Origin of the sequence: Methylobacterium sp. J-092 (assembly GCF_022829325.1) — a bacterium.
Lineage (GTDB): Bacteria > Pseudomonadota > Alphaproteobacteria > Rhizobiales > Beijerinckiaceae > Methylobacterium.
The window spans coordinates 1-715 of record NZ_JAKSXU010000221.1; the positions used below are offsets into that span (position 1 = coordinate 1).

The window sequence follows — 715 nt, forward strand, 5'->3', positions numbered from 1 at the left end:
CGGCGTGCTCGACGGGCGTGAGCTCTCCGCGGTGATCGGGCATGAACTTGCGCATTTCTCAGGCGAGGACTCCGCTTACAGCCGGCGCTTCACCCCGATCTACGCCGGCCTGCAACGAGCGCTGGCTGCGCTCGGCGGTTGCGGGGTCGGCAACTTCCTCACTCGACCTGCATCGTATGTCGCCTACCGCAGCCTCGGTACGCTCGATGCGGCCGTGGCCCGCTGGAGCCGGGTGCGCGAGTTCGAAGCCGACCGGCGCGGTGCTCTCGTCTCAGGCACGGTACCCGCCGCATCGAACGTACCGAGGCTGCGGTGGCCGACATACGCTGCAGGTCGAGTGAGGATGTTGCCGACCCCGGAACCGCCGAGCGCAGCCAGCGCTCGTTGCAGACCGGCGTAGATCGGGGTGAAGCGCCGGCTGTAAGCGGTGTCCTCGCCTGCGAAATGCGCAAGTTCATGCCCGATCACCGCGGAGAGCTCACGCCCGTCGAGCACGCCGAGGTAAGGGGCAGGAAGGTAGAGGGTGCGACCAGTCAGGATCGTCCCGTCCAAGGCCAAGCGTACGGCGCCCTCCATGACGAAGAAGCCGCCGGTCAGGCCGACGATCACCGCGTCCGGCGGGAGAGCGTCCTGGCGCCCGGCGAGCTCGCGCACGAGGCGCCATAGGCCGGGGGCCTCCCGCTCATTCAAAGCCTGACCGTTCACATCGATGGGC

The 715-nt window shown here is 68.4% G+C and carries 1 protein-coding gene and 1 pseudogene; one reads left to right on the plus strand and one right to left on the minus strand.

Going from position 1 to position 715, the window contains the following annotated elements; all coding sequences use genetic code 11:
• The first annotated feature begins 31 nt into the window (after positions 1 to 31).
• Positions 32 to 400 (plus strand): M48 family metalloprotease, encoded by a 369-nt coding sequence (locus MKK60_RS28785; RefSeq protein ID WP_409567464.1) that lies wholly within the window; start codon positions 32 to 34, stop codon positions 398 to 400.
• 41 nt (positions 401 to 441) lie between these two features.
• Here the strand turns inward: MKK60_RS28785 and MKK60_RS28790 are convergent.
• Positions 442 to 576, minus strand: a pseudogene (locus MKK60_RS28790) (hypothetical protein); the annotation flags it as partial.
• Positions 577 to 715 lie beyond the last annotated feature (139 nt).